General features: G+C 66.6%; 26 protein-coding genes and 1 riboswitch. Of the genes, 10 read left to right on the forward strand and 16 right to left on the reverse strand.

The annotated features are described in order from the left end of the window. The 4 genes from Q1K33_RS06480 to Q1K33_RS06495 all read left to right on the forward strand — a co-directional run. The coding region (locus tag Q1K33_RS06480) for a cbb3-type cytochrome c oxidase subunit I (RefSeq protein ID WP_300401904.1) at nt 1-1,031 on the forward strand (1,031 nt) is incomplete at its 5' end. Further along, a complete protein-coding gene (locus Q1K33_RS06485) occupies nt 1,028-1,462 on the forward strand; it encodes a cytochrome c oxidase subunit 4 (protein ID WP_300401906.1) in 435 nt (144 codons plus the stop codon). The genes Q1K33_RS06480 and Q1K33_RS06485, both read left to right, overlap by 4 nt. Nucleotides 1,463-1,597: 135 nt before the next feature. Then, on the forward strand, nt 1,598-2,845 hold the full coding sequence (locus Q1K33_RS06490) for an Ig-like domain-containing protein (protein ID WP_300401908.1): 1,248 nt from the start codon (nt 1,598-1,600) through the stop codon (nt 2,843-2,845). 133 nt (nt 2,846-2,978) lie between these two features. Further along, nucleotides 2,979-3,923: a hypothetical protein gene (locus Q1K33_RS06495; RefSeq protein ID WP_300401910.1), complete on the forward strand. Its 945-nt coding sequence runs from the start codon at nt 2,979-2,981 to the stop codon at nt 3,921-3,923. A gap of 109 nt (nt 3,924-4,032) precedes the next feature. Here Q1K33_RS06495 and Q1K33_RS06500 read toward each other — a convergent pair whose 3' ends face one another. Genes Q1K33_RS06500 through Q1K33_RS06515 form a run of 4 tightly spaced genes read right to left on the reverse strand, consistent with a single transcriptional unit; the run spans nt 4,033 to nt 8,427 of the window. Then, entirely contained in the window at nt 4,033-5,787 is a 1,755-nt protein-coding gene (locus tag Q1K33_RS06500) for a ubiquinol-cytochrome c reductase cytochrome b subunit (protein WP_300401912.1), read from the reverse strand. Next, nucleotides 5,784-6,839, reverse strand: a complete 1,056-nt coding sequence (locus Q1K33_RS06505) for a Rieske 2Fe-2S domain-containing protein (protein WP_300401914.1) — start codon at nt 6,837-6,839, stop codon at nt 5,784-5,786. Before Q1K33_RS06505 ends, Q1K33_RS06500 begins: the two co-directional genes overlap by 4 nt. Beyond that, on the reverse strand, nt 6,836-7,744 hold the full coding sequence (locus Q1K33_RS06510; protein WP_300401916.1) for a c-type cytochrome: 909 nt from the start codon (nt 7,742-7,744) through the stop codon (nt 6,836-6,838). The genes Q1K33_RS06505 and Q1K33_RS06510 overlap by 4 nt, the downstream gene beginning before the upstream one ends. Nucleotides 7,745-7,797: 53 nt before the next feature. Next, nucleotides 7,798-8,427 (reverse strand): heme-copper oxidase subunit III, encoded by a 630-nt coding sequence (locus tag Q1K33_RS06515; RefSeq protein WP_300402047.1) that lies wholly within the window; start codon nt 8,425-8,427, stop codon nt 7,798-7,800. Nucleotides 8,428-8,537: 110 nt separating this feature from the next. Here Q1K33_RS06515 and Q1K33_RS06520 point away from each other — a divergent pair, with 110 nt between their 5' ends. After that, complete coding sequence (locus Q1K33_RS06520; RefSeq protein ID WP_300401918.1) at nt 8,538-9,557, forward strand: cytochrome c oxidase assembly protein; 1,020 nt, start codon at nt 8,538-8,540, stop codon at nt 9,555-9,557. Here Q1K33_RS06520 and Q1K33_RS06525 read toward each other — a convergent pair. Next, nucleotides 9,504-10,076, reverse strand: coding sequence for a Uma2 family endonuclease (locus tag Q1K33_RS06525; RefSeq protein WP_300401920.1), 573 nt, complete (start codon nt 10,074-10,076; stop codon nt 9,504-9,506). The genes Q1K33_RS06520 and Q1K33_RS06525 overlap by 54 nt on opposite strands. A gap of 106 nt (nt 10,077-10,182) precedes the next feature. On the opposite strand from Q1K33_RS06525, the gene Q1K33_RS06530 reads away from it, so the two are divergent. Both Q1K33_RS06530 and trpD read left to right on the forward strand, forming a co-directional pair. After that, nucleotides 10,183-10,587, forward strand: coding sequence for a hypothetical protein (locus tag Q1K33_RS06530; protein ID WP_300401922.1), 405 nt, complete (start codon nt 10,183-10,185; stop codon nt 10,585-10,587). Nucleotides 10,588-10,606: 19 nt separating this feature from the next. Next, entirely contained in the window at nt 10,607-11,629 is a 1,023-nt protein-coding gene (gene trpD / locus Q1K33_RS06535; RefSeq protein WP_300401924.1) for an anthranilate phosphoribosyltransferase, read from the forward strand. Between the two features lie 20 nt (nt 11,630-11,649). On the opposite strand, the gene Q1K33_RS06540 is transcribed toward trpD, so the two are convergent. From Q1K33_RS06540 to Q1K33_RS06570, 7 genes are all read right to left on the reverse strand, one after another. Further along, entirely contained in the window at nt 11,650-12,051 is a 402-nt protein-coding gene (locus Q1K33_RS06540) for a DUF2304 domain-containing protein (RefSeq protein ID WP_300401926.1), read from the reverse strand. Further along, the gene (locus Q1K33_RS06545) at nt 12,048-12,731 is read right to left on the reverse strand and encodes a glycosyltransferase family 2 protein (RefSeq protein ID WP_300401928.1); all 684 of its coding nucleotides are present in this window, start codon (nt 12,729-12,731) and stop codon (nt 12,048-12,050) included. The genes Q1K33_RS06540 and Q1K33_RS06545 overlap by 4 nt, the downstream gene beginning before the upstream one ends. Nucleotides 12,732-12,869: 138 nt before the next feature. After that, on the reverse strand, nt 12,870-13,775 hold the full coding sequence (locus tag Q1K33_RS06550; RefSeq protein WP_300401930.1) for a glycosyltransferase: 906 nt from the start codon (nt 13,773-13,775) through the stop codon (nt 12,870-12,872). Nucleotides 13,776-13,785: 10 nt separating this feature from the next. Then, a complete protein-coding gene (locus Q1K33_RS06555; protein WP_300401932.1) occupies nt 13,786-15,228 on the reverse strand; it encodes a DUF2142 domain-containing protein in 1,443 nt (480 codons plus the stop codon). A 5-nt stretch (nt 15,229-15,233) separates the two neighbouring features. Next, nucleotides 15,234-15,512: an Lrp/AsnC ligand binding domain-containing protein gene (locus Q1K33_RS06560; protein WP_300401934.1), complete on the reverse strand. Its 279-nt coding sequence runs from the start codon at nt 15,510-15,512 to the stop codon at nt 15,234-15,236. 22 nt (nt 15,513-15,534) lie between these two features. Then, nucleotides 15,535-17,268, reverse strand: a complete 1,734-nt coding sequence (locus tag Q1K33_RS06565) for a DEDD exonuclease domain-containing protein (protein WP_300401936.1) — start codon at nt 17,266-17,268, stop codon at nt 15,535-15,537. Nucleotides 17,269-17,316: 48 nt separating this feature from the next. Then, nucleotides 17,317-17,919, reverse strand: a complete 603-nt coding sequence (locus tag Q1K33_RS06570; protein ID WP_300401938.1) for a methyltransferase domain-containing protein — start codon at nt 17,917-17,919, stop codon at nt 17,317-17,319. A 69-nt stretch (nt 17,920-17,988) separates the two neighbouring features. Here Q1K33_RS06570 and Q1K33_RS06575 point away from each other — a divergent pair, with 69 nt between their 5' ends. The 3 genes from Q1K33_RS06575 (at nt 17,989) to Q1K33_RS06585 (ending at nt 20,775) form a co-directional block, all read left to right on the forward strand. Next, the gene (locus Q1K33_RS06575) at nt 17,989-18,204 is read left to right on the forward strand and encodes a hypothetical protein (protein WP_300401940.1); all 216 of its coding nucleotides are present in this window, start codon (nt 17,989-17,991) and stop codon (nt 18,202-18,204) included. 130 nt (nt 18,205-18,334) lie between these two features. Further along, a riboswitch (cyclic di-AMP (ydaO/yuaA leader) is annotated at nt 18,335-18,501 on the forward strand. 140 nt (nt 18,502-18,641) lie between these two features. Further along, nucleotides 18,642-19,514, forward strand: a complete 873-nt coding sequence (locus Q1K33_RS06580; protein ID WP_300401942.1) for a C40 family peptidase — start codon at nt 18,642-18,644, stop codon at nt 19,512-19,514. Between the two features lie 97 nt (nt 19,515-19,611). Then, complete coding sequence (locus tag Q1K33_RS06585) at nt 19,612-20,775, forward strand: hypothetical protein (RefSeq protein ID WP_300401944.1); 1,164 nt, start codon at nt 19,612-19,614, stop codon at nt 20,773-20,775. Between the two features lies 1 nt (nt 20,776). Here the strand turns inward: Q1K33_RS06585 and Q1K33_RS06590 are convergent, their stop codons facing one another. The 4 genes from Q1K33_RS06590 to Q1K33_RS06605 form a co-directional block, all read right to left on the reverse strand. Continuing rightward, nucleotides 20,777-20,992, reverse strand: a complete 216-nt coding sequence (locus Q1K33_RS06590; protein WP_300401946.1) for a Flp family type IVb pilin — start codon at nt 20,990-20,992, stop codon at nt 20,777-20,779. Between the two features lie 11 nt (nt 20,993-21,003). Then, on the reverse strand, nt 21,004-21,222 hold the full coding sequence (locus tag Q1K33_RS06595) for a Flp family type IVb pilin (RefSeq protein WP_300401948.1): 219 nt from the start codon (nt 21,220-21,222) through the stop codon (nt 21,004-21,006). A gap of 161 nt (nt 21,223-21,383) precedes the next feature. Continuing rightward, nucleotides 21,384-22,046 (reverse strand): response regulator transcription factor, encoded by a 663-nt coding sequence (locus Q1K33_RS06600; protein WP_300401950.1) that lies wholly within the window; start codon nt 22,044-22,046, stop codon nt 21,384-21,386. Further along, nucleotides 22,043-23,608, reverse strand: a complete 1,566-nt coding sequence (locus tag Q1K33_RS06605; protein ID WP_300401952.1) for a sensor histidine kinase — start codon at nt 23,606-23,608, stop codon at nt 22,043-22,045. Before Q1K33_RS06605 ends, Q1K33_RS06600 begins: the two co-directional genes overlap by 4 nt. Nucleotides 23,609-23,611: the final 3 nt, after the last annotated feature.

Here is a 23,611-nt window from a genome sequence, read left to right on the forward strand (position 1 = left end):
TCCTGTGGCAGCACCTGTTCTGGTTCTTCGGCCACCCGGAGGTCTACATCATCGCGCTCCCGTTCTTCGGGATCGTGACCGAGATCCTCCCGGTCTTCAGCCGCAAGCCGATCTTCGGCTACGTCGGCCTGGTCGGGGCCACGCTCGGCATCGCGATCCTCTCGGTCGCCGTGTGGGCGCACCACATGTTCGTCACCGGCGCGGTGAACCTGCCCTTCTTCTCCGGCATGACCTTCTTGATCGCGGTCCCGACGGGGGTGAAGTTCTTCAACTGGATCGGGACCATGTGGGGTGGATCGATTTCATTCGACACCCCTATGTTGTGGTCGATCGGGTTCCTCACCACCTTCCTGTTCGGTGGTCTCACCGGCGTCATCCTGGCCAGCCCGCCGCTGGACTTCGCGATCTCGGACTCCTACTTCGTCGTCGCGCACTTCCACTACGTGGTCTTCGGCACCGTGGTGTTCGCGATGTTCGCCGGGTTCTACTTCTGGTGGCCGAAGATGACCGGCCGGATGCTGGACGAACGTCTCGGCAAGGTGCACTTCTGGCTCCTGTTCGTCGGCTTCCACACCACCTTCCTGGTCCAGCACTGGCTCGGGGTCGAGGGCATGCCGCGTCGCTACGCCGACTACCTGGAGAGCGACGGCTGGGCGGGTCTCAACCAGATCTCGACCATCGGCGCCTTCCTGCTCGGCGCCTCGACGCTGCCGTTCCTCTACAACGTCTACATCTCGCGCCGCGCCCCCCTGGTGGAGGTCGACGACCCGTGGGGCTGGGGACGCTCGCTCGAGTGGGCCACCAGCTGCCCGCCGCCGCGGCACAACTTCCACTCCATCCCGCGGATCCGCTCGGAGTCGCCGGCCTTCGACCTGCACCACCCCGAGGTGGCGGCGATCGAGCTGGACGACAACACGGCTGCACGCGACGGCAAGTTCGCCGACGCGCCCGACATGGATGGTCGCGACACGTTGCTCAAGGAGCGTATCGAGACCGAGACCGACGCTGGCGAAGGAGACGAGACGCGATGAAGGCAGAAGCCTGGATCTTCGGGGTCACCACCGTCTTCCTGGTGCTCGTGACACCCGCCTACTGGTTGGTCACCGACAGCGACGGCAACGCCAACGTCGGCGGTGGCGGCGGTGACTGGACCGGCACGTCCGCGCTGGTGATGACCGGGCTGCTGACTCTGATGGTCACGCTCTACCTGGGTTTCCACGCCAAGAAGATGGACGCCCGTCCCGAGGACCGCAAGGACGGCGAGATCGCCGACGGTGCCGGCGAGCTCGGGTTCTTCCCGCCGTACTCCTGGTGGCCCCTGTGGTGTGGCGCGACGCTGGCCACGCTCGTCTTCGGTGTCGCCATGGGTGCCTGGTGGCTCTTCGTCATCGGTGCTGCCCTCGGAGCGGTCGCGCTCAGCGGCCTGATCTTCGAGTTCTACCGGGGCGAGCACGCGCACTGATCCTCTGATCCAGACACGTGAGGCGCGCCCGGCTCGGATATGGGGTCGCGACCACTCGTGACCTACCCTTGACGATGAGGTCGTCGCGGTCCAGCCGGGCTCGGCGGCCGCACCGTCAACTTGGGGGAACACCACATGTTCGTGTCGAGATCGAGGCGTCTGGTCGCTCTGGTCGCCGTGGCCGCGCTGGCTTCCGCAGGCCTTGCCGCCTGCAGCCCCGACACTCCCGGTAGCAGCCCGGGCGCCAGTGACGGATCCTCGCCCGGTGGCGGCGACGGGGTCGCCCAGGCGGGCTCGGGCAGCGGCTCCGAGGGGGCCACCGAGATCGTCAAGCCGGTCCTCAGCTCCAACGTCAGCCGCGGAGAGTCGGGGGTGCCCGTCTCGACTTTGGTCTCGGTGGCGGTGGAGGACGGCTCGCTCTCCTCGGTGAAGGTCACCTCCAGCGCCGGACAGGTGGCTGGTTCGATGAGCAGCGACGGGATCTCCTGGACGGCCGAGGAGCGTCTTGAGCCCGCGACGACCTACACCGTCGCCGCCGTCGCCCAGGGCGCCCAGGAGGGCTCCCAGGCCCGTCGCAAGACCACTTTCACCACCCAGGACCTCTCGCTGTCCGAGCAGACCTATGCCTCGATCGCCCCGCTCCAGGGCGAGACCGTCGGGGTCGGCATGCCGGTGATCGTGACCTTCGACATCCCGGTCCGCAACAAGGCCGAGTTCGAGAAGCACATGACCGTCAGCTCCGCCCCGCAGCAGACCGGCGCATGGCACTGGCTCAGTGACACCGAGGCGCACTGGCGCCCCAAGACCTACTGGAAGGCCGGCACCGAGGTCGCGGTCGACGTCGACGTCAACGGTGTCGACGCAGGCAACGGGATCTACGGCCAGATGGACCGCGACATCGACTTCAAGATCGGCGACGCCAACATCTACAAGGTCAACGCCAAGACTCACCAGATGAAGGTCCTCAGCAACGGCAAGGTGCTGCGCACCATCCCGATCACGACCGGCAAGGCGGGCTTCACGACGCGTTCCGGCACCAAGGTGATCATCGAGAAGTTCGAGTCCAAGCGGATGAACTCCGAGACCGTCGGGATCACCGGCTCCGAGGCCTACGACATCGACGACGTGCAGTACGCGATGCGACTGACCTACTCCGGCGAGTTCATCCACGCCGCGCCGTGGTCGGTCGGCTCGCAGGGCAACGCCAACGTCTCGCACGGCTGCACCGGCATGAGCACCGAGCAGGCCCGCTGGCTCTACGGCATCAGCAAGCGCGGTGACGTCGTCGAGTACACCGGCACCGACCGCCCGATGACCTTCACCAACGGCTACGGCGACTGGAACCAGTCCTTCACCCAGTTCGCCAAGGGCTCGGCCCTCTGATTCGCGCTGACCCGTCTGCCATGTGTGACGGGTCGACCTGATTCGCGCTGACCCGTCTGCCATGTGTGACGGGTCGGCGGTGCCTGTGGAGGAGCAGGTGCACCGGGGCGGTCTGGAGTGAATCATGGCGCCCATGCCTCGTCCCTTGACCGACGCCCAGCTGCTCGATCTCGTCGCGCTTCTGCCCGCGGAGCGTCCGTTCACCAGCGAGGAGGCGGACAGCCGGGGGGTGGTCAACCACCACCGGCGCCATCTGGTGAGCCGCGGGTTGCTGCAGCGTCCGGTCCGCGGTGTCTTCCACCTGGCCGCCCTGCCCGACACCTTGCAGCTGCGCGTGGAGGTGCTGCGGTTGCTGGTGCCCTCGGACTGCGTCGTCACCGACCGTACGGCGGCCTGGCTGTGGGGTGCCCCGACCGTGCTGGCACCCGGCGACCACCTGGCGGTGCCGCACATCTCTGTCTTCGCGCCCCCGGGGCGGCGGCTGCGCAACGGCCTGGTGGCCAGCGGCGAGCGTCGCCTGCTGGGGTGCGACGTCGCGACTGTCCACGACGTACGCGTGACCACGCCGCTCCGGACCGCCTGCGACCTGGGCAGGTTGCTGCACCGCGACCAGGCACTCGGGTCGATGGACATGCTGGCCGGTCTGCGGCGGTTCAGTGTGGACGAGCTCGTCGAGGAGCTCACCCGCTTCCGCGGATACCGGGGCATCGTTCAGGCACGCCTCCTGGCGCCCCTGGTCGACGCTCGCTCCGAGTCCCTGTGGGAGAGCGTCCTCCGGCTGCGCTGGTACGACGCCGGACTCCCGCGCCCCGAGTGCCAGGTCGAGATCGAGGCGCCCTACGGCAGCTACTTCCTGGACATCGGGCTGCCGGACCTCCGCTTCGGTGCCGAGTACGACGGCGAGGAGGCGCACGGGCCGGAGCGGGAGCAGCACGACACCGAGCGTCGGGCATGGGCACGTCAGTACGGCGGTTGGTCGCTGGTGGTGGCCCGTAGCCACAACGTCATCGGGCGGCACCAGGACATCGAGCAGACCCTGCGTCGGCAGTTCGCTCTCCACCAGTCCCAGGCCGCCTGACGCCACGACGAGCGCCTGTCCACCGGGCTGAATTAGCCCGAAGAGTGACCACTACCCTCCAAAATCGCGTCGACCCGTCACACATGTGTGACGGGTCGACGCGGGTGGATCAGTGGTCGTCGGGACGAAGGTTCTCGCCCTCGACGGCGTGGTGGCCGTCGAACTGGTGACCGTCGGCCGAGTGGCCGTCCAGCGCCGCGGTGAGTGCGTGCTCGTGCTCGGCGTGGTGGTGCGCCTCCTCGAGCTCGGCGGCCGTGGGCTTCTGGACGTTGTCGGCGTACATCAGCGTCGAGAGCTTGCTGCGGATCCCGTCCAGCCGGCCACCGGGAGCGGCGACGCCGTTCTCGTCGGTCGTGGCGGTCGGGGTCCACGGCACCTCGCGATCACGCGCGGTGAGGGTGTAGGCCTGGGCCTCGCTGATCGGGAGGTGCCGCTCGCTGTAGCCGCCCTCGGCCGAGCGCATGATGATGCCGGTCTCGTAGCCGTGCAGCAGCTTGCCCTCGTCGTGGCGCTGCAAAGAGATGCACCAGCGTCGCGTGATGTAGAAGGCGATCGCCGGTCCGATGAAGACGGCACCGCGCAGGAAGTAGGTGATCTGGTTGATGCTCAGATCCAACTTGATGGCGATGATGTCGTTGCCGCCGGCGGCCCAGGCAAGGCCGTAGAAGGTCATCAGGGAGACCATCACGGCGGTGCGGGTCGGGGCGTTGCGCGGGCGCTCCAGGAGGTGGTGCTCGCGCTTGTCACCAGTGATCCAGGCCTCGATGAAGGGGAGCAGGATCAAGATGGTGAGCATCAGCGGCGGGATGATCAGGATCGGGAGCATGATGTTCCACGAGATCGGCTCCCCGAACAGCGTGGTCTCCCAGCCCGGAATGATCCGCAGCAGTCCGTCGGGCCAGCCCATGTACCAGTCGGGCTGGGAGCCGGCGGTGACCTTGGTCGGGTCGTAGGGCCCGAACTTCCAGACCGGGTTGATGGTCAGCAGGCCACCCATCAGGGCGGTGGCGCCGAAGACGATGAAGAAGAACCCGCCGGCCTTGGCGGCGTACACGGGGAGCATCGGGAAGCCGACGACGTTCTCCTCGGTGCGGCCGGGCCCGGGCCACTGCGTGTGCTTGTGGTAGACGAGCAGCAGCATGTGGGCTGCGATCAGCCCCAGCAGCAGACCCGGGATGAGCAGGATGTGGATGGTGTAGAGGCGCGGGATGATCGAGTCGCCGGGGAACTCGCCGCCGAAGAGGAAGAACGACATGTAGGAGCCCACCACGGGGGTGGCCTTCAGGAAGCCGTCGGCGGCGCGGACGCCGGTGCCGGAGAGCAGGTCGTCGGGCAGCGAGTATCCGGTGAAGCCCTCGAGGGTGCCGAGCAGGAGCAGCAGGCAGCCGATGACCCAGTTGAGCTCGCGCGGCTTGCGGAAGGCGCCGGTGAAGTAGACGCGCATCATGTGGATCATCATCGAGGCGATGAAGATCATCGCCGCCCAGTGGTGCATCTGCCGCATCAGCAGGCCGCCGCGGACGTCGAAGGAGATGTCCAGGGTCGAGGCCATCGAGCGCGACATCTCGACACCGCGCAGCGGGTCGTAGGAGCCCTGGTAGTCGATCTCGGCCATGCTCGGGTCGAAGAAGAGCGTGAGGAACACGCCGGTCAGGAGCAGGACGACGAAGCTCCACAGCGCGATCTCGCCGAGCATGAAGGACCAGTGGTCGGGGAAGACCTTGCGCAGGTTCTTCTTCATCATGGTGCCGAGGCCGAGTCGCTCGTCGGCCCAGTTGGCCACGGCTCCCGCCTTGGCCGGCTTCTTCGGGGTCGCAGCGTTCGTGGTGTTGCTGTCGGCGACCCGACTGGTGTCGATGCTCATTCGCCACGCCCCCAATAGCTCGGTCCGACGGGTTCGGTGAAGTCGCTCTGGGCGACCAGGAAACCTTCGGAGTCCACCGCCAGCGGCAGCTGCGGAAGCGGTCGAGCGGCAGGCCCGAACACGACCCTAGCCGAGTCGGCGAGATCGAAAGTAGATTGATGACAGGGGCACAGCACGTGGTGCGTGGTGCGCTCGTACAAGGAGATCGGGCACCCGACGTGCGAGCAGATCTTCGAGTAGCAGACGATCCCCTCGACCGACCAGTCGTCGCGGCCGGGGCCGGGGGTGATCTCGTCGGGCTCCATCCGTACGACGATGACCGGCGCCTTGGCCTTCTGGGCCTGCAGGTCGACGCCCTCGAGGTCGAAGAGACCGTCGGGTACGGCGTTGACCAAGTCACCGATCTGCAGGTCAGCGGCCCGGATCGGGGTGCCGACGACGTCGCGCACGACGCGGACGCCCTGCTTCCAGATGGTGTGCTCGAGACCCTTGCCCTCTTCCTCGTCCTCGACCTGTCCGGGGGTCGGGCCGAGGTCGCGCAGCAGCACGATGGGGGCCAGTGCGATGACGCCGATGGCACCGAAGAGCGAGTTGCGGATCAGGGGGCGGCGAGCGATGCCGGACTCCTCGAGACCGTCACCGAGTGCGGCGATGGTGACCTCACGGTCCTCGTCGGAGGAGCGCGCCGGGTGACGCATCTCGACGATCTCGTGGTCGGCCATCAGCTTGCGGGCCCACTGGATGATCCCGATACCGATACAAAGCAGAGCCAGGCCGAGCGTCGAGCCCAGGGCGACGGTCGAGGCGCCGAGCCCGGCGCCGACGTCCCAGTTGTCCCCGACCTTGAAGACGAAGTAGGAGACGAAGAAGAGGATCGTGAAGACCGCGGAGAGAGCGAAGAGACCGGCCACCTGGCGCTCGGCGCGCTTGGCGAGTCGCTCGTCGACGTCGGTGGGACGCCACGTGTGGGCCGGCAGGCCCGGGTCGGCGATGGGCTCGGCCGGCGTGGCCAGCTCCCCGCCGGAGGCCTGGTCGTGGGGCTTGATGCTCACGTGAGTTCTCCCTGCTCAACGATGGCGCCGGGCTTGGACTTGGTGGTGCGCGTCGTGTGGGCGGCGATCCAGATCGCGAAGCCCAGCAGGCCGCCGATGCCCACGACCCAGGCGAACAGACCCTCGGCCACCGGGCCGAGCGCACCGAGGCCGAAGCCGCCGTACGTCGGCTGCTCCTCGAGGGTGCGGATGTAGGCGATGACGTCGCGCTTCTCGTCGGGCGTGAGGTTGCCGTTGGAGAAGGTCGGCATCGACTGCGGTCCGGTCAGCAGCGCCTCGTAGATGTACTTCGAGTCGACGTCGAGGATCGAGGGAGCGAAGCCACCACGCGGCATGGCGCCGCCGGAGCCGGAGAAGTTGTGGCAGGCGGTGCAGTTGGTCAGGAAGATCTGCCCACCGCGGGAGATGGCTGCCTCTCGGTCGAAGGCAGAGCCGTCCTCGTTGGTCTCGGGCAGCGTGTAGTCGGCCTCGGTCGGGATCGCGGGACCGGTGCCGAGGGAGTCGACGTAGGCCGCGAGCTGGCGGATCTCCTCGTCGGTGTAGATCGCCGGCTTGCGGACGGCCTGCTGACCCGGCTGGGCCAGCGGCATCCGGCCGGTGCCGACCTGGAAGTCGACCGAGGCGGCGCCGACGTCGGTGAGCGCGGGGCCGTACTGCGTGCCGTTCTCCGTGAGGACGCCCTCACCGTTCTGGCCGTGGCAGAACGAGCAGCCGTTGATGAACAGCTCCTTGCCCGACTGGATGTCCTCCGCGGTGGTGCTGGTCTCGTCGGCCTGGGCGCCGGGTGAGAACGCGGAGTACAGGCCGCCGGTGAGGAGCAGGCCGAGTAGCAGGACCACGAGCCCGGCCAGCGGTGCCCGGCGGTGCCGGGAGAGCCGTCCGGCGGAGCGGTTCAGGAAGCGCACGTATCTGATCCCTTGGATTGCAGGAGCTGGGCGAGTGGAGCGGTGGCGATCGGCTACTTGATGATGTAGATCGTGGCGAACAGCCCGATCCACACCACGTCGACGAAGTGCCAGTAGTAGGAGACGACGATGGCGCTCACCGCCTGCTCGTGGGTGAACTTGCGGGCCATGTAGGTGCGCCCGAGCACGAAGAGGAAGGCGATCAGCCCGCCGGTGACGTGCAGGCCGTGGAAACCGGTGGTCAGGTAGAACATCGAGCCGTACGCCGTGGAGGTGTCGCCCGCGCCGCCGTCGCCGCCCATCGTGATGCCCTCGTGGACCAGCTCGGCGTACTCCAGGGCCTGGCCACCGATGAAGACCGCGCCCATGACGTAGGTGAGGATGAACCACTCGCGCAGACCCCACTTGCGGAAGTCCAGGAGACCTCCGGAGCGACCGACCTGGCCGCGCTCGGCGGCGAAGACGCCGAGCTGGCAGGTCAGCGACGACAGCACCAGGATCGTGGTGTTGGCCGCGGCGAAGGGCACGTTGAGCGCCTCGGTGCTGTCGGCCCACAGACCCGGGCTGACCGACCGGATCGTGAAGTAGGAGGCGAACAGGGCCGCGAAGAACATCAGCTCACTCGAGAGCCAGATGATCGTGCCGACCGCAACCATGCTCGGGCGGTCGTGATGCCCGTGCAGTCGGGAGGCCGGAATAGGAGCTGTCGTCGTTGCCACGGAGACATTATGGCGTGCACTTCGGTGGAGGGCACCCCGACCCCCACGTGTTGGGTCGACCTATCGTGGTGCTCGTGCTCGAAACCGCCGTTCTTGCCCCGTTGCTATCCTCGTCCGCCGCCGGCGAGGGTGCCTCCGGGGTGCTTCCGCGCCTCACGGCGGGGTCGTTCTTCACGGAGTGGTCGATCGACCCGCTGCCGCTGATCATCACCGTCTGGGCCGCCGGTCTCTACCTGGTCGGCGTCGCCTCGTTGCGCCGACGAGGCGACAAGTGGCCCGTGGGTCGCACGCTGGCCTTCGTGGTGGCCGGCATGGGGTCGTTCTACGTCGCGACGTCGTCCGGGCTGGCGACGTACGACACGACCGTGCTGAGCGTGCACATGGTCCAGCACATGATCCTGTCGATGCTGGTGCCGCTCTCCCTCGCGCTGGGCGCCCCGGTCACCCTGGCCCTGCGCACCCTGCCCGCCACACCGCGCCGCTGGCTGCTCGCGGTGCTGCACTCGCGGATCGCGAAGGTCTTCTCGTTCCCGCCGCTCACCTTCACGCTCTACATCGTCTCGCCGTGGGCGCTCTACTTCTCCGGCTGGTACCGCGCCTCGCTGGAGTCGACGTACGTCCACGAGGCGATGCACGTGCACCTCGTCGTGGTGGGCGCGCTGTTCTTCTGGCCGCTGATGGGGATCGATCCCATCCCCGGACGTGTGGGCTACCCGTTCCGGGTGCTGCTCACCGTGCTGACCCTGCCGTTCCACGCGTTCCTGGGGGTCACGATCATGGGTCAGACGACCCTGATCGGCGGCGACTGGTATCCCCGGCTCTCCGACGGGCCGATGGGCGCGTGGCTGCCCGATCCGCTCGAGGACCAGAACCTCGCCGGAGGGATCCTGTGGGGCTCGGGCGACCTGATCGGGCTGGTGTTCTTCGGAGTGCTCTTCACCCAGTGGGTGAGGTCGTCGATGAAGGAGGCGCAGCGCGAGGACCGACGGCTGGACCGCCTGGAGCGGATCGCGGCGCGCGAGCGCGCGCCCGTGGCTGCGTCAGTGGCGGAGTCGGGCGGGGACAACGTCGACGGCGAAGGGCCGGCGCGCTGAGAAGACCGCGTCGCCGCTGACGTGGGCGACCTCGACGTACTGCTGCTCGCCCTCGGCCCCTTTGGGGATGCTGAGCTCCCAGGCGGTGAGGGTCAGCTCGAGCGGGTCGATGACCCAGTACGACGGGGTGCCGGCGGCCTCGTAGCGGGCGCGCTTGGTGTGCAGGTCGAATCGGCGGGTGCTGGGGGAGAGGACCTCGACGGCCAACAGCGGTGCGGAGGTGAGTGCGCGGCTGGTCATGTCGGTGCGACGGGCGACGAGGAGGTCGGGGATCAGGCTGGAGGAGTCGTCGAGGTGGACGTCGTACGGCGCGACCACCAGCGTCAGATCCTGGGGACACAGCGGCAGAAGGAGTGCGCTGAGTCGGAGGACGACGTCCTGGTGCTCCCAGGAGGGCGACGGCGTCACGACGAGGACCCCGTCGATGAGCTCGCGGCGATAGCCGTCATCGGGGATGGCGTCCAGGTCGGCGCGCGTCATCGGCAGGGCCGGACGCGAGAGGCCGGACGACAGGGTCATGGCGTCCATGGTGCTCCCTTCGGGTCATGACACTCAAGCATCAGCATCTCGGGTCGACCCGCAACCGGTCCTCCACAGGCGCGCGGTGACGGCTAGGGTGAGGGCCGTGAGCGCCAGCCGACTGAAGATCCTCGTCTACTCCGACGACTCCACCGTTCGCCAGCAGGTGATCATCGCCCTGGGTCGTCGCCCGCACCCCGACCTGCCCGAGGTCGAGTACGTCGAGGTCGCCACCGAGCCCGTCGTCATCCAGAACATGGACTCCGGCCAGATCAACCTGGCGATCCTCGACGGCGAGGCCGTGCCGGCCGGCGGCATGGGCATCGCGAAGCAGATGAAGGACGAGATCTTCAACTGCCCGCCGATCCTGGTGCTCACCGGACGGCCGCAGGACGCCTGGCTGGCGACGTGGTCGCGGGCCGAGGCCGCGGTCTCGCACCCCATCGACCCGATCCAGCTCGGCGAGGCCGTCGTGGAGCTGCTGCGCTCGCGCCTGCCTGCGCAGGCCTGACCAGCCGAGCCCAGGGACGATGAGCTGGCCCGACGTCCTGTCCGCGCTCGTGGGCGGGGAGGACCTCAGCAGCGAGCAGACCGCCTGGGCGATGGGGGAGATCCTCGCCGGCGAGGCGACGCCTGCCCAGATCGCCGGCTTCGCGGTCGCACTGCGCGCCAAGGGCGAGACGATCGACGAGGTCACCGGCCTCGCCGACGCGATGTACGAGCGGCGCAACCCGATCAGCGTCGAGGGACGGCTGCTCGACGTCGTCGGGACCGGTGGAGACCGCTCCAACTCGGTCAACATCTCCACGATGGCTGCGATCGTCGCGGCCGGCGCCGGGGTGCGGGTCGTCAAGCACGGCAACCGCTCGGCGTCGTCAAAGTCCGGCAGCGCCGACGTGCTCGAGGCGCTCGGGATCCGGCTCGACCTGCCACCCGATCGGGTGGCCGAGGTGGCGGTCGAGGCCGGCATCACTTTCTGCTTCTCGGCCGCCTTCCACCCCGCGATGCGACACGCCGCGGCGCCGCGCCGCGAGCTCGGCATCGGCACCACCTTCAACTTCCTCGGCCCTCTCACCAACCCGGCCCGTCCCGCCGCCCAGGCCATCGGCTGCGCCGACCTGCGGATGGCGCCGGTGATGGCGGGTGTCTTCGCCCGCCGCGGTGCCGATGCGTGGGTCTTCCGCGGCGACGACGGGCTGGACGAGCTCACCACGACCACCACCTCGCGGGTCTGGACGGTCACCGGCGGCGAGATCGCCGAGGCCGTCGTCGACCCGACGGCCTTCGGCTTCGCTCCGGCGACCACCGAGGACCTGCGCGGGGGCGACGCGGAGCACAACGCTGACGTCGTACGGCGGGTGCTGGCGGGGGAGCGCGGACCCGTGCGGGACGCGGTCGTGCTCAACGCCGGTGCTGCGCTCGCCGTACACGCCGCGGCTCCGGGGTCGTTGGACGAGCGGCTTGCCGCCGGTGTTGCTCGGGCTGCTGCGGCGATCGACGACGGTGCTGCTCAGCTCGCGCTCGACCGGTGGGTAGCTGTTGCAAGCGGCTGACCCTGCTTAAGACCAACGATCTACGGAAATGCAGACGTGCGATCCGGGCTCGAGGAACTAGCAGGGGGATATTCCGCTGAGCCAGGCTGAACGTCAGCACGTTGCGCGGTGAGGATGGCCAGTTCGCGAGTGAGTTGGGCCAGTCGTGACTCGAGAACCACAAACCTCTTGTAGACCCCTATAAGGATCAGCGCCACGGCGACGACCAGCGTGTAGAGCAGCAGGTCGGTTCCTCGAGTGACGCCGACAAACGTGGCCAGGTGCGAGAGGAGATCGGGGCTGATCACGGCGACGATCCAGGACGCTGTGAAGCAGATCAGGCCCAGCCGTCGCAGCGCAAGACCGCGGGTCGTCGGAGTGGTCCGCAGAGCGAGGACTGCAAGAAGCAGTGCCGCCGCGATGAGAAGGATGCGGATGATCATGTGGCGCGTTGCAGTCGTGACAGCATCAGGTCATAGACAATGTTGACGGCGTTGAGGTTCGACTGGCCCTTGGCCAAGCAGTACTCGTTGTAGACGATAGAGACCGGCACTTCGGTCCACGTCAGCTTGGCTCGGGAGATGCTCGACTCCAGCTCGCTTGCGTAGGCCATTCCTCCCTGGGTCAGGCGTATGGACCGGAGGGCATGCCTATTGAACACGCGCAGGCCGTTGTGAGTGTCGGTGAGCCGCAGACCTGTGGTCCGCCGCGTGTAGGCGAGCGCAGCGCGAAGCAGCAATCTCCTTGAACGCGGCATCGTCGCCTCATGGCGATTGCGGGTGCCCAGCACAACGTCAACCCCCGTACGTTTCGCGACCTCCAGCATCTGGGCTGCGTCGGCCGGAAGGTGCTGTCCATCGGCGTCAAAGTTGACGACGTGCTCGTGCTCCGTGCGGGTCAGTGCATAGTGAAGTCCGGTCGCAAGGGCGGCGCCGCCTCCGAGGTTGATCGCGTGACGAACCACCGTACACCCGGCCGCCAGTGCGATCTCGGCGCTGCCATCGCTGCTGCCGTCATCGACACAGATGATCTCGTCAACTACAGGCTGAAGGCTGCGAAGGACGGAAGCGAGCACAGTAGCTTCGTTGTACACGCGGACCACCGCGCATCTAGTTCCGGTCATGCTGCACGCTCCTTGGCTCAGGGCCAACTGTAGGTACGTACCGACGGTCACGGCTACGGCTGCGGCCAGGTGTGCCCTGGTGTATTCGCCCCTAGTCAATTGTGACTAGGTTTGGGTGCCCGAGAGGAGAGATTCTAGCTAGCCAAAGAACACGTGGCGGATGAGCTCACGTCGAACGGACTCCGCTCGCAGCGCCTCTGGTCGTGCAAGAAGTAGCGCAGCATGAAGCCGGGATGTCAGTCGTATCTGGGCTGCATGGGTTGCCCGCCGCCATCCCATCCGGGTTGCCGTGCGAGCAACGTCCGCCGTGACGCGACGTTCCTCTACGAAACGGTCGGCGCGTTTGGCAGTGAGCGACGACACGCTCTGTGGGTGTCTCCGGTACTCGAACACTATCTCCGGCTCGATGAACAACTGGCTGCCGCTCATGACAAGTTGGGCCAGGAGAGCTAGGTCAAGCACCGTGCCCAGATCTTTCCTGAAGCCATGCTTGGTGATGATGCTGCGCCGCCAACTGAGCGAGGGAAAGTAGGTCCAGTTCCCGATCATCAAAGACGCCAGCAAAGCTTCGCCGCCGTAGACACCTTCGGAATGGCGCCGTGCCAGCACTGCTTTGACCCGGTCGCCGAGGGGCTTTGTAGGAAGCCCTTGATGGTCGATGATTCGAACGCCCGGTTGAACAACGTCGACTCCGATTGCGGAACTCCAAGAACGTCTGACAACCCGCACGTAGTCAGGCAAGAGGCGATCGTCGCACCCCATGAAGGTGACGTAGTCAGCAGTCGACAATTCTAGGCACCTTTGAAAGTTTCTTGCGACCCCCAGGTTGTGCTCGTTCAGGGTGTGCACGATTCGTGGATCGCCAAGACGGGTGAGCCATTGCGAAACAGAAGCGTCTTGCAAGCCGTCCTCGACAACGTTCAGTCGCCAGTTCGGATCAGATTGGTTGAGCACGCTGACAACAGCTTCGCGCAGTAGCTCCACTGATCCCGCGAATGGAATCATGATGTCGAGATGTGAGCAGGGCAAGTCAGGATCTCCCACGGCCATAACTCTAGTTGCTGCTCGTCGGAACAAGTGTAGACAGAGTCCCCTGACCTCGGGCAGCTGCTGTTCGCAGGCTCCAGACGATCAGTCCGCCGGCGAGGAGCGACAGCGTCACCACGAACAAGGCCTGCGTCGACGAGACCGGTCCCCTCAACGCACGGATCATGGCGATGACCGTGAGTCCATGAGTCGCTACCAACCCAGACGCGAGAATCGACGGAAGTACCCAGTTATCCCGAAGTGCGGTTGCAGTGCTCAAGACATGGGTGGACACCAACACCGCACCAACCGAAAGCGGGAGCGCGTACCTGCCTTGCCATGCTTCTCCGAGATTCTCGTACGTGAGCAACGTAAGCAAAAGGGGCACACCAAACGTGCTGAGCACAATACCTGCCAGGCACCATCGCTGAAAATTGCTGGAGTATCGAGCGGCCAAGGCAAGCAGCGGGAAAATAACGGCTGCACCGATGGCGTACACGAGTACGGGAGCTCCCTCGTTGCGGAAGGTGAGAGTCGCAATCGACTGTAGGAACCATAGGAACGGCCCGCGCAGCGCATAGTCAGGAGGCATCGTGTCGAACGAGTCGCCGGAGTCTCTCGGGTCGTTGGTGCCAGCAGACAAGACCCACGCCGCGCACAAGGCGCCCACCACGGTCACTGAGACAAGTACGATTGAGAACTGGCGTAGCGATTTTTTCGCGAGCAGAGATCTTCTGGGCCACAGGAGAAAAGCGATGCATACGCCAACAATCGGAACGAAAATTAGCCCCGTGGTGTGGGTGAGCATTACCAGCGAGGCCCCTACCCCGACTCCCACCCAGGAGCCCCGAAAGGGCGTTGAATCGGAGGCCACACGAAGTGCAGAGGTCCACAGCAGCACCCCGGCTGCGTAAGTGACGGCGTTCGGTGCCGCCACGGTGGTCGAATATCCGAAAATTGGGGTGAACGCCAGGGTGACTCCGGCCAATGGCCAGGCAGGTCGGTCGCTCCCGCTGGCCTGAATGAGCGCGAAGAAGAGAATCACGCCCACGAAGAAGATATTTGCGACTCTCAGCGCCAGCAAGAAGTTGTCGCCACTGAACGGTGCGGCCACATTGCCCGCGATGTAGTACCAAAAGGGGTTGTAGGTTGCCGCGGTGCTCGCTACGTCCACGAGTCCGTCCTGGTCGGGGGGCGATACGGCGACGCAGTTGTCAGGGCCGGGATACGACAGAAGATCGCATGCCTCGAAGGCGGCCTTCGGTATGGATTCGTCCGCCTTTAGTAGATAGCCACCACCAGCGGCAGGGACCCTCTGACTTGCTCCCCAGTATCCCTCAGCGACCGATGAGGCACGGTAGGCATGATCGAACTCGTCTGGCCCTCGGAACGTGGGCACCGCGAGAACGTAGCCGACCTGAGCCAACGCAAAGACACCGAGAAGGATGAAGGCCGGCGTACGACTCCGCATTGGGGTCAGTCCAAGCCCAAGGCGAAGGTCGACTCCAGATCATGGCGAGAGTAAGCACGGAACGCGATGTGCGTCTCTGTCTCCCGGACTCCCTGAACTTTGTTGAGTCGCTCGGCGACGACCGCAGCGACATCGTCATGGTTCCGCACCCGCACCATCGCGATCAGGTCGATCTGCCCTGTAACTGAGTAGACCTCGCTCACTCCCGCGATAGAGGCGATCTCCTCGGCGACCTCGGGGATTCGGTCGACCTCGGTCTTCACGAACACGATGGCGGTGATCATGGCGACAGCCTAGGCCGGTCCGTTACCGGGCGCCTGCGAACTCGGAGGCCGCCGACTGCACCATGTGGCGCGAGGCGCCGTCGACAGGGCAGCTCCATTCGCCGTCGACGTCTACTAGACGCACCCGGGGTGACTCTAGCCAGCGCAGGATGCGCTCGGTCTCGGCAGCGGACGCTGCCGGTGTGGGGCCAGGGGTCAGAGCCGGAGTGATGACGGTCTCCGCGCCGAGGGTCAGCTGATCAACGAAGAGTCGTGCATCGGCTCCTGCCGGGATGACGCCGGCGCCGGCGAGTCGACCGAAGCGCACCACGTGAATCGACCACCTGCCGTCGTCTTCGCGTCGGGTCGCGACGACCTCGCGGCACTCCGTAAGTGAGGTGAGCCGCTGAGTGCGGGAGGCGGCGCGGACGAAGGCGGCGAGTCGATCACGATGAGCGATGGCGTCCTCGAAGCGTTCGTCGTCGGCAAGCCGCGTCATCCGGGCGTTGACGACCTCGACGACATCCTCGGGACAACGGAGTACTGCCTCGCGCAACTGTCGCACGACGGCGGCGTACGAGTGTGGGTCGGCCGTGCCGTCGCACGGCGAGAGGCAGCGACCCAACTCCGCCAGCGCACACGCGGTCCGTCGAGCTGATCGGCTCATCGTGCCCGTGCACTGTCGCACGGGAAAGGTCTCATGCAACGCGGTGAGAGCCTGCTCGGCCAGCCGGCGCGACGAGAACGGGCCGAGGTAGTCGGCTCCGTCGTCGACCACCCTTTTGACCAGCGAGAGCCTCGGCCAAGGCTCATTGGTCAGCTTGATGAAGGTGACCTTCTCCGGGAAACGCGAGCGCCGGTTGTACGGCGGTTTGTGCTCGGCAATCAGTCGCAACTCGCGGACCTCGGCCTCGAGTGGGGTGGCGCAGGTGACGGTCGCGACCTCGGTGGCGAGCCGCACCATCTCGCCCATGCGTGAGCGGGTTTCGGAGGCAGTGAAGTAAGAGAGAACCCGTCGGCGTACATCCTTGGAAGTTCCGATGTAGAGGACTCGACCTCCGGCATCCTTGAAAAGGTAGACACCGGGAGAGTGCGGAAGCCCGTCGGCGAGATGCCTCTTTCGTCGTTGGGATGAAGTCACCCTGGCAGAAAAGGTCTGCAACTCCTCCAGGGTCTGCACTCCTTGAGTGCCCACCCGTTCGATCAGCCCATGGAGGACGTCTACCGTCGCACGGGCATCAGACAGCGCCCGGTGGTTAGGTGCGGTGGTCGACCTGAAAAGGGAGGCGAGGGACGAGAGCTTGCAGTTGGGCGCATCGTCGCGGCTGACGATCCGTCGTGCCAGGACCGCGGTGTCCAGGATCTCGAATGCTGGCCACGTCCGGCTCTGCTCTTCGGCGAAGTACTGGAGGAAGCCGACGTCGAACGGAGCGTTGTGTGCGACGAGCACCGAGCCCGCGGCGAAGTCGAGAAACGCGGGCAGTGCGGTCTCGATCGGCGGTGCGTCTACCACCATTGAGTTGCTGATCCCGGTGAGCACGGCGATGAACGCGGGAATTTCCGTCCGCGGGTTGACCAGCGTCTGAAACTCCCCGAGGACCTCACCACCGCGGACCTTCACAGCACCGATCTCGGTGATCATGGAACCGGCCTTCGCTGACCCACCAGTTGTCTCGAGGTCGACCACGCAAAAGGTCGTGCCCTGCAGGGGGCGTCCGATCTCGTCGAAGCTGCGCTGGTGCTCCCACCTGCTGGTCTCGCCAGGGTTCTTTGCCACCCCACAGACATTAGTGAGAGCCGCCGACATTGACGGACTGGCTGCGATTCATACCGACGCGACGGTCACGAACTCGTTGTACGTGAAGATCCGGCCGGCCGCGCGGGCGAAGGGGAACGAATATTGCTTCACCAAGCTCAGACCAAGGTCCGCTACCAGTGCGGCCAGAGCAGAATGATCCGTGAAGACGGTATGGGTCTCATCCGAGGCGAAGCCGCGCTCCTGCGGGCAGATCAGTACCACCAGGGCTCCGGCGTTCAGGTAGGCGAAGTAGGGGGCAAGGATGCGTGCTGCGTGACCTGCTGGCAGGTGCTCGACCAGATGGGCGGCAAGCAATCCATCGAATGACCCGAGAGCATCCGGGTCGCTGTCCAGGAATGAGTCCACGGTCATCGCGTTGAACCCAGCGTCGAGGCAGGCCCGGACGGATGATGGGTTGTGATCGACGCCCACACTGTCCTCGGAGAGACTTGTCAGATTTCGTCCCAACCCGCAGCCGACATCGAGGGTTCTCCTGTCGCCGAGGATGCGCTGCAGGTTCCACCGGTAGGGTGCCTGTACGTCGAGATGCTGCTTCCAGCGGGCGCCGCTCAATTTCTTGAGGCGGGCGGTGTACTCAGGGCGGGCAGTGGATCCGTCGGGCTCAGTCACGGGCGAAATCTAGCGCCTGGCGCGGTCCTGGGACGGAGCGATGTCGGCGCTCACTGTCATGGTGGCCCCATGACGACACGAATCGACTGCGACTCCTGCTTGGTCCGCGGCCTCGCCTGCCACGACTGCGTGGTGACGGTCCTGCTGGGGCCGCCGCCGGAGCTGTCGGAGCTGATCATCGACGACGACGAGCTGCGAGCCCTCGAGGCACTCGCGGACGGAGGGCTGGTGCCGCCGCTGCGACTGGTCACTCCCGTTTCAGGACCGCATGTCGAGTCGGCTTGACCGCTTCCCTGGTGCTGGTGTGACGTGAGAGGTGCAGCGCGCCGCGAGTCCTGCCGAAGTTTGGTGCGCTCACCACCGGGCGACTACCTTGTTCCAAGGCATCTGTGGAAGTGGGCCAACCAAGGTCCGCGCGGGCGCCGCGTCGAGTTCGACGTCACGCAACTGACGTCGGAGCCGGGGAACCAGTCTTGTGGGGTGAATCTCCCATTTCCGGCCAGTACGTCTGGTCGAGTTGGGGGTAGGGCAGGTCGTGCCCGAATCCGTCAGCTCACCCGGTAGGCGTACACGACACCACCGAAGGGGAACCACCCGCTGTGAGCAACGCCCGGGTCCGACTCACGTCCGTCTTGGCTGGCTGTGCACTCGCCGCCACGATCGGACTGATCCCCAGCTCGCCAGCCCAGGCTGAGCCCGAGATCAAGAACGTTCAGGCTCGTGTGGACACGCTCTACCACGAGGCCGAGCAGGCCTCCGAGCGCTACAACGACGCCAAGATCGAGCTCGACGAGCTCCAGGCCGACCTCAAGTCGCTCCGTGCCGATGAGAGTCGCGAGGACGAGTCGCTCGACGTCGTCCGTGACCAGGCTCGCGATGCCATCCTGCGCCAGTACGCTGGCACGTCCCTGAGCGCGGTGGGCGAGGTCCTGGCCGCTGGTGAGCCGGGCGAGTTCCTCGAGCAGGTCTCGACGATGTCGTCCTACCAGCGGCTCCAGCAGGGCCTCTTTGACAACTACCGCACCGGGCTCAAGGCCCTGAGCATCCGTCAGGACGCCACCCGGAAGCGACTGGATCAGGTCGCCGAGGTCGAGGCACAGCTGGCCGAGGAGAAGGCGACGATCGACGCCAAGCTGGCCGACGCCAAGGAGTTGCTGGGCCGGCTCAAGGAGGACGAGCGTCGAGAGATCCTCTCTCGCGGCACGGCTGATCGGGCTCCCGCACCCGCGGCGGACGTCCCGGCCTCCGGTCGGGCGTCAGCTGCGGTCGCCTACGCCATGGCACAGGTGGGTGACGCCTATGTCTACGGCGCCGCCGGTCCAAGTGCTTTCGACTGCTCGGGACTGACGATGATGGCCTGGGCTCAGGCCGGCGTCGCGCTGCCGCACTCGTCGAGCGCCCAGTACAGCTCGGGCACCCGCGTTGCCGCCAGCGCCCTGCGCCCGGGAGACCTGGTGTTCTACTACAGCCCGATCAGCCATGTCGGCATGTACATCGGCAACGGGATGATCGTCCACGCGGCCAACCCGAGCACCGGCGTCCAGGTCACCGGCCTGTACTCGATGCCGTACGTCGGAGCCGTCCGCCCTGGCTGAGCCGTCGGCCACCCAGCACGACGGACGCCGGTCCTCTCGACGCCCGCGCTGGTGGCTGGTCGGACTGCCCGCACTGATCCTCCTCAGCGCAGGGCTGGTGACCTGGAGCGTCGTCTCCGCCGATGACGAGTCGACCTTCGACGTCGACGTGCCGTCGGGCCGTGTACCTACGGTCGACCCCGCGGGGGCGGCACTGGCCCTGCAGGAGTTCGTGCGCGCGATCGAGACCGACGATGGCCCGCGTGCTGCAGCAGTCGCGGGCGCGGACCCGTCGTCGCAGTCCCTCGCAGTTGCCGTGGTGGACAACGCCTCGGCGGCCCACATCAGGGATGTCTCGCTACGCTACATCGACAGCCTGGGGACCACGGATGCGGAAGGGGAGTGGGACGCCGCGGTTGCGGTCGAGTGGCGCTATGCAGGGTTCGATTCCGTGGCGGCCAGCACCGAGACCGTCGTACGTTTCGATTTCACCGGGGACGGCGTGCGGATTGTCGACCTCGGCGGTGAGTCGCTGCGCAGCCCGATCTGGCTGACTGACTCTCTCTCGGTGTCACGGAGCAAGGAGAGCTTGGTGCTCGTGGCGTCACCCGAGCTGCTGGATCAGTACACCCGACTGTCCAAGAGGTCGGTGGACACGGTGGCGCGCGTGTTGCCGGAGTGGGACCGGCGGCTGGTCGTGGAGGTTCCTGCTGATCGCATTGCGCTCGAGCGGGCGCTGGACGTTGACGCGGGAGAGTATCAGCAGATTGCCGCGGTCGCCGGGTCCGCTGACGGCTCGGTCTCCGTGGACTCGCCCGTGCACGTGTACGTGAATGCCGAAGTTCTCGGTGGCCTCGGCAAACGAGGACGCGAGGTGGTGCTCGCGCACGAGGCGGCGCACGTCGCTGGGGATGGCCCGACAAGTCGCGCACCCACATGGTTGGTGGAGGGCTTCGCTGACTACGTGGCGCTGCGTGACTCTCCGCTTCCGCTGGATCGAACCGCGGCACAGGTTCGTGAACGAGTACGCACGGACGGGCTTCCCGCAGAGCTTCCGGGTGCCTCAGAGTTCGACACGCGGGGCCCGCACCTGGGTGCTACCTACGAGGCCGCCTGGCTGGTCTGTCAGGTCCTGGCGAGGAAGAGCGGGGGCTCTGCCGTGGTCGAGCTCTACAAGCAGGTCAGTAGTGGTGGCACATTGTCAGGTGGACTCCGGAGACTGTTCGGCTGGACCGAGGAGGACCTCGTCCAAGCCTGGCAGGGCACGCTGGCGGAGTTGTAAATCAGCACGAGGATGAGATCGATGTCTTGCCGACCTCGACGCAGGTCTCTTGGAAGAGATCTCGAACGCCGTCGCCCAGAGCGAGAATGGCGAGCACAAGCACGGCAGCGATCCCTGCGATGAGCAGGGCGTATTCAACGGCCGAAGCCCCGCGCTCAGAACGAGCGCGGGGCTTCGGCTTGCGATGTTCAACATGGGTCACATGCATGTCGGACATCCTGTCGAGAATCAGGTGCAGCTGGCCGTGGCCGGCGCGCCGGTGCGGCTACCGATAGCTGTGCAGGTGTCGGTGAAGGCATCCTTGATCTGCCCACCGAGGGCGATGACGACGATGACGATAATTGCGGCGATGCCGGCGATGAGCAGGCCGTACTCGACGGCGGAGGCGCCGCGCTCGTCGAGCTTGGCGCGGCGGGCGTTGAGCATGATGCTGAGGTACTCGATCATTGTCGACTCCTAGGTCTCGGTGGTTGGGGGGCGGTTCCCCTGCTGCGGTGAGGGAACCTCACGCGTCATACTCTGCCGCCTGGCCAGAGCTCCGAGATCAGGAGATCGTGTGGAGGCGAATGGTCACTTCGAACTATGGACCAGTCCCGTTCGGCGTGGTATTAGCCCTCGTGTGGCTGAATGCTGGAGAGGAGCCCGATCCTCATGGCCGTCACCAACGCCTGGGCGCGGTTGGCGGCACCGAGCTTCTGGTAGATCCGAGCGATGTGAGACTTGGCCGTCGACTCGCTGAGGAAGAGCTTCTCGCCGATGGCGGCGGCACCAAGGCCGTCGGCGAGCAACAGCAGGACGTCGTGCTCGCGCTCGCTGAGGTTGGTCGACTCGCCTGACCGCCGTCGCATCATCGCGCCAACGAGTCCGGCGCAGACGAACGCGCGAGGCGACACGTGGGCGTGGCGGGCTGCCCGGACGACCTCGGACGACGGGGCGTCCTTGCCGACGAAGCCTGAGGCACCGGCCTGCATGGCGGCGAAGATCTGGTCGTCGCCGGAGTGCATCGTCAGCACGATCAGGCCGGTGTCGTTGCTCTGCTTGCGGATCGTGCGCACGATGTCGAGGCCGGTGCCGTCCTGGAGCTGGAGGTCGGCGACGACGACGTCAGGGGAGAGAGCCTCGTACTGCGCGATCGCCTCGGTCACGGAGCCGGCGGTGCCCACGACGTCCATGTCGTCCTCCAGGTCGAGGACGGCGCCCAGTCCGCTCCTGATCAACTCGTGGTCGTCGACCAGGAGGATGCGGATCGGCGCGGCTGTGTCGTCACTCATGGGCTCACTCTCTCAGCGTCTGTGGGGCCGGGGAAGGCACCCAGGGTATTGCCGACGCGCACCGACACGGTCAGCCCACCGGTGGAGTTGGAGTCGAGGCGAAGCTCCCCGTCGATCAGCCGGGCGCGCTCGCGCATGATCTTGAGACCGTGCGAGTCGGCGCGGGCCTGCTGCAGCCCGCGGCCGTCGTCGCTCACCGAGATCTCGGCCTCGGGGGCATGAACCCGGCACACGACCTCGATCGAGCTGCACTGGGCGTGCTTGATGGCGTTGTTCATCGACTCCTGGGCGATCCGGAACAGCTCCGACTCGACCTCGGGGCGCAGTCGGGTCGACTTCTCGTCCAGGCTGACCTGGATCGGGATCCCGGACGAGTCGCTCAGGTGTCGGGCCACCGAGCTGATCGCGGCACCGAGGCTCTGCGACTCACCGATGCTGGTGCGCAGGGTGAGTACGGACTGACGGACCTCGGCCACGATCTTCGTGATCCGTTCGCGCAGCATCGCGAGCTGCTGCGCCTGCTTGTCCGAGGCCGGCTTGGCCGCCAGGGCGTCGACCAGGTAGCCGAGTGAGGCGATGTCCTGGGCGATCCCGTCGTGCATCTCCCGGGCCAGTCGTTGGCGGACGTCGGCCGACGCGAGGTCGCGGAAGTCGGAGAACAGCAGTGCCGTGTCCAGCTGGACGGCCTTGGAGCGGACCTGATCGCACACCGTGAGGATCACACGCTCGACCTCCTCGTCGGCGAGGTCTGCGTCCGGAGACAGTGCGCCCGCCACGACGGCTCCGTCTCCCAGGGGGAAGGCGAAGCGTCGCTCATGGACGAGCGGAGCCGATCGCGTCCACGACTCGACGGCGAGCGCCTCGGCCTCGGAGGTGTCGCCCAGACGATCCTCGGCGCTGGACACCAGAGGGACCAGCACCTCGCCTCGCGGCAGGTACACGGCCAGGATCGACGTAGGGAGCGCATCGCGGACGTCGCTGGCGATCGACCCGGCGAGCGAGATGACGTCCAGCCCGGAGTCGAGATCGCCGGAGAGGTCCAGGAGCTGGCGGATCAGGCGCTGGGCATCCAGATAGGGCGTGAGGCCGTTGACCTCACCCAGCGACGAGCCGTGGACGAAGTTGCCGATGAGGGCGAGGCCGAGCGCGCCCATGGACCAGGTGAACATCGTGAAGCCCTGCTCCGCAGTGAGGGCGCCGTTGACGACGAGTCCGGTGGTCACCAGGAAGACCAGCTCCGAGCTGAGCGCGAGGAGGCCAGGTCGCAGGCCCCCGAGCAGCGCCGCGGCGAAGGGCGGCACGATCAGCGCCGCCACGATGGCCGAGGAGTCGACCACGGACAGGCCGCAGACCAGGCCGACCAGCCCAGCCTCGGCCACCGGCACGACCTGCCACGTCTCGCGACGCGATTCGGCGATGACCGCCAGCGCCCACAGCACGCCGAGAGCGCCGAGGGCGACCAGCGCCTGCCCGTCGCGATACCACAGCACCGGCGCACCCACAGCCAGGAAGGTGAAGATCCGGGCGCCGGCTGTGACCCGGAGCAGTTGACGACGTGGCATGAA

Origin of the sequence: Nocardioides sp., assembly GCF_029937575.1 — a bacterium.
Taxonomy (GTDB): Bacteria; Actinomycetota; Actinomycetes; order Propionibacteriales; family Nocardioidaceae; genus Nocardioides.

What these genes read in the sequence shown, in the direction of transcription:
- Q1K33_RS06555 (WP_300401932.1), bottom strand. Translation starts at nt 15,228, where the DNA reads ATGCGGAGTCGTACGCCGGCCTTCATCCTTCTCGGTGTCTTTGCGTTG.
- Q1K33_RS06590 (WP_300401946.1), bottom strand. Translation starts at nt 20,992, where the DNA reads ATGTCCGACATGCATGTGACCCATGTTGAACATCGCAAGCCGAAGCCC.
- Q1K33_RS06495 (WP_300401910.1), top strand. Translation starts at nt 2,979, where the DNA reads ATGCCTCGTCCCTTGACCGACGCCCAGCTGCTCGATCTCGTCGCGCTT.
- Q1K33_RS06545 (WP_300401928.1), bottom strand. Translation starts at nt 12,731, where the DNA reads ATGACCGGAACTAGATGCGCGGTGGTCCGCGTGTACAACGAAGCTACT.
- Q1K33_RS06485 (WP_300401906.1), top strand. Translation starts at nt 1,028, where the DNA reads ATGAAGGCAGAAGCCTGGATCTTCGGGGTCACCACCGTCTTCCTGGTG.
- Q1K33_RS06575 (WP_300401940.1), top strand. Translation starts at nt 17,989, where the DNA reads ATGACGACACGAATCGACTGCGACTCCTGCTTGGTCCGCGGCCTCGCC.
- Q1K33_RS06605 (WP_300401952.1), bottom strand. Translation starts at nt 23,608, where the DNA reads ATGCCACGTCGTCAACTGCTCCGGGTCACAGCCGGCGCCCGGATCTTC.
- Q1K33_RS06595 (WP_300401948.1), bottom strand. Translation starts at nt 21,222, where the DNA reads ATGATCGAGTACCTCAGCATCATGCTCAACGCCCGCCGCGCCAAGCTC.
- Q1K33_RS06490 (WP_300401908.1), top strand. Translation starts at nt 1,598, where the DNA reads ATGTTCGTGTCGAGATCGAGGCGTCTGGTCGCTCTGGTCGCCGTGGCC.
- Q1K33_RS06525 (WP_300401920.1), bottom strand. Translation starts at nt 10,076, where the DNA reads ATGACCCTGTCGTCCGGCCTCTCGCGTCCGGCCCTGCCGATGACGCGC.
- trpD (WP_300401924.1), top strand. Translation starts at nt 10,607, where the DNA reads ATGAGCTGGCCCGACGTCCTGTCCGCGCTCGTGGGCGGGGAGGACCTC.
- Q1K33_RS06540 (WP_300401926.1), bottom strand. Translation starts at nt 12,051, where the DNA reads ATGATCATCCGCATCCTTCTCATCGCGGCGGCACTGCTTCTTGCAGTC.
- Q1K33_RS06500 (WP_300401912.1), bottom strand. Translation starts at nt 5,787, where the DNA reads ATGAGCATCGACACCAGTCGGGTCGCCGACAGCAACACCACGAACGCT.
- Q1K33_RS06560 (WP_300401934.1), bottom strand. Translation starts at nt 15,512, where the DNA reads ATGATCACCGCCATCGTGTTCGTGAAGACCGAGGTCGACCGAATCCCC.
- Q1K33_RS06600 (WP_300401950.1), bottom strand. Translation starts at nt 22,046, where the DNA reads ATGAGTGACGACACAGCCGCGCCGATCCGCATCCTCCTGGTCGACGAC.